The organism is Pirellulales bacterium (assembly GCA_036267355.1).
GTDB lineage: Bacteria > Planctomycetota > Planctomycetia > Pirellulales > DATAWG01 > DATAWG01.
Map to the genome: position 1 here is coordinate 1 of DATAWG010000117.1, position 5,237 is coordinate 5,237.

Below are 5,237 nucleotides of genomic sequence, written 5' to 3' on the forward strand. Positions count from 1 at the left end.
GGTAAGCTTCTTCCCTTGCAGAAGCAGCTTCCCGCCGATCCGCCGGCGCACGGTCAGTTCTGCCGCCGTTCCCTTGGTTCTCATGCATACATTCTACGCCCAGCGTACCAAATGGCTCATTCACAACGCAAAGATCAATAGGAGCGTGTTTTTTCCCGAAATAGGTCCGCATTTTCGCGAATTGCCGGTCGGTTACCAACAGCAGCCGGACGTGGCCTTGCACGGGCAACTCACGCGTCAGCCGGTTGCGGCACGGCTCGCCGGCCTCCTCTGAACTGAAAGGCCGCGTAAACCGAGAACTGTAGCCGGCTGAATCCTTGCTCCAGAAGCAAGGAACGGAACCGGCCATATCGTCGGCGGTCGATCTTAGTCTTCACCGGGAGATCAAACATCACCATTAGCCACATGGCTTTGTACTCCGAAAAATCAGGCGGGCGACGCGTCACGCGATGGCTCCAGCAAGGCAGGGAGTCGAAGTCGTCGTCGTGGACCCAGAAAATTCTCAACAAGGCTTGAGGCAAGCATCTCATTCGCCTCGAATAAGGAGCGGCTTTCCTCGTTGACGCGCCAGTGGCCACAGACGGCGTCAAGCAGCCGGCGGCGTGAGTCGTAGGCCAGCGGGGCGTCGGTGCCCCGTTCCTCCACCATTTGCGCCACAATAGTATCGATCGCGGGCCGAAACGGTTCCATGATGTCATCGGCGAGGCAAAAAGGGTTGTAGCGATTTCGGTGGTGAACACCGAGCGACGGATGCAATCCGGCCGCACACGCCGCACGGGCGGCGATCGCGCGCAACACGGCATAGCCGTAGTTCAGCAGTTGATTTTGGTTTGGCGCGTCGCGGTCGCGATGGAAGTCGACACCAGGGAAGAGGTGTTGCCAATAGCGGCGGGCCGCCTGCGCCTCGACGTTGGACGGATCACCGCTTTGCACGGTGCGAGCCAGGGCGGTCAGTCCGGCGTCGGTGCCCCGCAGCTGCATGAGCACCGAGCCTTGAAGGCGAATCTTGGCCTGCACGATTTCCTGCCAGAGACGCTTGCGGAGCGGCAGCTTGGCCCTCGCTTGGGCCAGGAAACGCTCGCCCTGCACGTAATGCGATTGCAGCGGAAGCTGGAGCCCAACAGGCAGACGTTTGCCGTCGCAGATTACTAGTACCCCACCGGCGGCGGCCAACTCCGAAAGCACTGCCTGCGTGCATGTGATTTGCGGATGCGCCAGTACGACGACGGCGACTTCGCAGGCCGGGATGCGAATGCCCGGAGCGTCACTTGCCTCGACGCAGAGGCAGCCATGCTCGATGCGGAGCCGGGCGGGGGCTTCGGAGATGTCCAGAATGCGGTGCATGGCTGCAACTTTTGCCGCGGTGGCAGTTGCAACCGTCCGTGATTTTTTGGTTAGCGATCCTTCTTCTTCCGGCCTTTCCTTCTAGTCTGCTTCGGCGGGGTCCATCTTTCAAGGGTTGATATGTCGATTTCGACTCCAGTCAGCGGGTCGGTGAGCCGGCCGGTCGGGGAGACTGAGACTTTACGGAACCGCCTTTCTGAAAGCGCGCCAGAGCGGATTGACGGACGATCTTTTGATTTCCGCACCTCTGAACTATCGCGACCGTCATGATGCAGACGGATTTCATAATTCTCCTTGGACAGGCTTAGAACTCGATATAACTGCCACTCGCCCTGTTTATCGGGCATGAGGACGTGCTCGTTTGCAAATAACGCAAATTTCTCGAGCGGATCGACTTGTTGGTCCTGATTCCGCATCCGCATCGCTTCTAAGCGGTTGACGAGCTGATCAGTCCAGCCGATTTCGTTGCCTTCCTTGTCGACGACGGCCCGGATGCGACTGCAGAAGTTCGAGCCTTGAGTGGCAGCGACGTTGCGAGTCGGGTCGCCCGGACGCACGGCGAATGCCTTCTTTTCAGCCCAGACGCGCACGCTATGAATGGGCGTTTTGGTGCCGTCGCGATTTTCCAGAAACGGATGATTCGCCAAAGAATTAAACAGTTCTATTGGCTTCTTGCCGGAACCGAACCGCTCCTTCAGTTCGGCGTACTTCGACCGCACCAAGCGCCGCACCTCCGAATCAACGATTGAGTCGCCGTTGATCTCGGTTTCCGAGAGGCCGGACAGCGGCTTGCGGACCTTCGACTTGGCGCTACCCTCGCCCGCGACGATCGCGTAATTCGTGTCGGCGTGTAGTGGGCCGTTCAGGCGTCGGCTCTGCCGATGCGAGACGAGGATCGACCGCACGCTCCGGCGTGTTTCGTCGAGCAAACCGGCCCACGGCGGATCAATTTGGGGGAGGCCACGGGGTTTGCCCTGCTGCCATGCCGCGGCTGCGGCGGTTTGCAGCGCCGTCACCGTTCCCATATCAGTGCAGGCGGCGACGACGGCGTCGACAGCATGTTGCCGATGGTCGGCCCGATTTTTTTCGTCATCAATGCCGAGAATCTGGTTCAATCGCCATTGGCCACGTAGTGCGGCAGTCAGGCCACCCGTCAGCGTACTGACGCGCTGACGGCCATTGGCGTCATTCCGTCCGCCATAGAGGAGTCCGAGGTAATCCGCCGCCGCGACCCCAGCATACCGCGTGTCGTTTAATTGCCGCGAGGCAAATTCCTCATCGACCTGGGGGACCTGAAAGCGAGCGAGCTTCTTCGCAGCCGCCGGACCCTTGAATTTCTTTACCCTCGCCAAGATTTCGCGATAGCGCGCGGGGTCGTCGGCGTAAGCGACTGCCGGCAACCGGTCGCGTTTTACGTTCCGATTCTCCTCATGCAGGCAGAGTGTCTTGTTGCCGAACGAATCGTCCAAGTAGCGGCGGGGGTAAATATGTTCGACATCGAACCGCGTCGCAGAGCCAATTAGATCGCCGACGCTATGTATTTCCTCGCCTGTGTAGGGGCAGACCCAATTGCACTCTTCAGCCAGAAGGTACATTTCGATCCCACGATCGTAGCCACGTTTCTCGGGATAATTATCGAACTCGGCGCGGACGGCCGCCAATGCTTTGCGTCGTTTTGCGGTTTGTTCTCTGATGATCTCCTCAACTCTCTTTCGTTCCTTCTTTGAACGCTTTAGATCGCGAGCCAACTCGATGCGAACGAGTTCCGGTTTACCGAAGCGGTCGATCAGTTCGTTGACGACCTTGCGGACTTCGGTAAGAGCGCGAATTATCGCCGGACTTCGGACGTTTGGGACATGACCAACTACCGGCGGAAGCCTGTCGAATGCCACCTCGGCGGCGTGGGCATTCGGGTACGCCATCAGCTTGGCCTCGGTGTACGTCGGCCAACGACCGAGCTCGAGATCTTTCTTCGAGAGGTACTCCTGCAGCTTCAGCAGTGCCTGTCGGGAATGGTTCGCATAGCCCTGTTCGAGCGTCACGTCCGCCAAAAGTTCGGCTTGGTGGTCGTCGAAGCCCCAATGACCCTTGAGGCGACGAACAAGAGCGTCACGCTTGTTGAAACTCAGAACCTCGTAAAACAAGCGTTCCTGATCGGCCTCACCAAGGCTGTCCCAGCGCGGGCCGAGGATGCCGCGCAATTCGGCGACGGTCCCCATTCCGCGAGCATGCTCGTCATCGTCGCCGGCAAAGTTAAGGCTATTTCCCTTGGGTAGGCCAACCGTGTTACGGAAGTCGGCCAATTTCATCCGGCCGCGCTGCTGCAATGCGGCTATGGCGCGTTCACGCTCGGCGTCGTCGAGCGGACGGTCGAGCTCGCCCCGTTTCCGGACTCGAACGTGGTTGATGAATTGCAGCATCCGGACTTCTTGGGCCAGCGGATGGGCGGCCGCCAATCGCCTTTTTTTCGGCTCCAGACTGCATTTGCCGACGAGCCCTTTCGCGCTGCGGAGCGGCCGTTGGAAGAAAATCGCCTTTCGCAGTTTCTTCCGCAGAGCCTCGGTGAGTTGTTGCGCGTGGTGGGGAGCCTGGATTTGCCAGATGCGTTCGAACTCGTCGAGATACATTTCGCGGCCCGTCCATCGCTTGCGAATGCCTTTGTTCGGCAAACCCTTTTCAAACGGGTCTTGGGTTGCCAGGAAACCTCCGAGAGTAAAATTCCCGGTGACTAAATCGTTGGCCAGCGACCGGATGGCTGGCTTCACCACTCCCGTGTCTTCCTCATCTTTCGGCGCCCCGCGAAGATTGCTGTTGAAGCCACGCCGTTTCGCCAAGTGTAGCAACGCCCTGCCCAGTGCGAACGCTTCAACCGGTTCCCGGGCGGCACGTGCCCGAATGCGATAGACCAGCAGTTGGGCCGAACGATGGTCCCCTTTTTGGCAATAATCGGCAGCGAGCGATTGGTCGAGCCGCGCGATGTAGTCGGACAGAGCCCCGCGCTCCGCGACCGGTTCGGACGGTAATAGGCCGGCGTTTTGCAGGAGCCGAAACACCTCCCACCGCCGCGACGCTCGGCGACGAAATTGGCGCCGAATCAATCGTCCCTTCCTTCGAGCGACTGCGTGCGACTCTTCGCGGCCACGCGAAAAATCCCTCGACGTGCCCGACATTCCGGCGTCAAACAGCCGCACCCCCGTGGCAATTATTCCGTGCGGGCGCCTATCGCGGAGCCGAAGACAGGCCCAGCCGACCGACGAGGCCCCAATATCGAGTCCGAGAACATATCGTGCGGGCGCGGCAGATATTTCCATAGCGCGGCGAGTCCAATCCGAGGAAAACGCTTGCAATTCCCGAGCAGGCCCCTATGATAACATCTAATGTATCCGAGCGGCGGTTGCTATTCACCCTGTTTATCACAGTAAGTGCGCAAGCTTCCGCTTGTATCGCACGGTTCAATCCGGTGGGGGCCTGGAGCCCCCTTTTTTTGCGCGCCCTTTGGACAGGTCGCGATCCCGTACGCCCCGAAGTTCGCAACAGCCGACCAGTCATTTTCGCAAGCTTCGCGGCGCCCGCAAAGCCTTCTTTTCGTCGGGGGCTCATTATTTGCGGCGCTCGCGTGCGCTGCAAGTGTCGTGCGCCGATCCGTTCGCGAAGCGACCGACGACTCGTGAATTGTGGGCTCGATCGGCACGCGATAAAGTGACGGGCAGTTCCGCACCATCCGCTTCGCTGGCTTCAAGCTATTGTGGGAGCCATTCGATGCAGCTTCGATTTGCAATCGTCGCAATGGGCGTTGCGTTTGCCGCCGGTCTGCCGGCTTTCGGCCAAGCGCGGCAGCCGCGCCTGCCGCGCACGGTCCAATCGGTGGTCGAACCATGGATTCAGAAGTTTGA

General features: G+C 59.7%; 3 protein-coding genes. All 3 read right to left on the reverse strand.

The window, feature by feature from the left end; all coding sequences use genetic code 11:
- Positions 1-349 (reverse strand): hypothetical protein (locus VHX65_18400; protein HEX4000526.1); only part of this gene is annotated, 349 nt, incomplete at its 3' end.
- Between the two features lie 77 nt (positions 350-426).
- Positions 427-1,344 (reverse strand): type II CRISPR-associated endonuclease Cas1, encoded by a 918-nt coding sequence (cas1, locus tag VHX65_18405; protein HEX4000527.1) that lies wholly within the window; start codon positions 1,342-1,344, stop codon positions 427-429.
- 50 nt (positions 1,345-1,394) lie between these two features.
- Entirely contained in the window at positions 1,395-4,655 is a 3,261-nt protein-coding gene (gene cas9 / locus VHX65_18410) for a type II CRISPR RNA-guided endonuclease Cas9 (GenBank protein HEX4000528.1), read from the reverse strand.
- Positions 4,656-5,237: the final 582 nt, after the last annotated feature.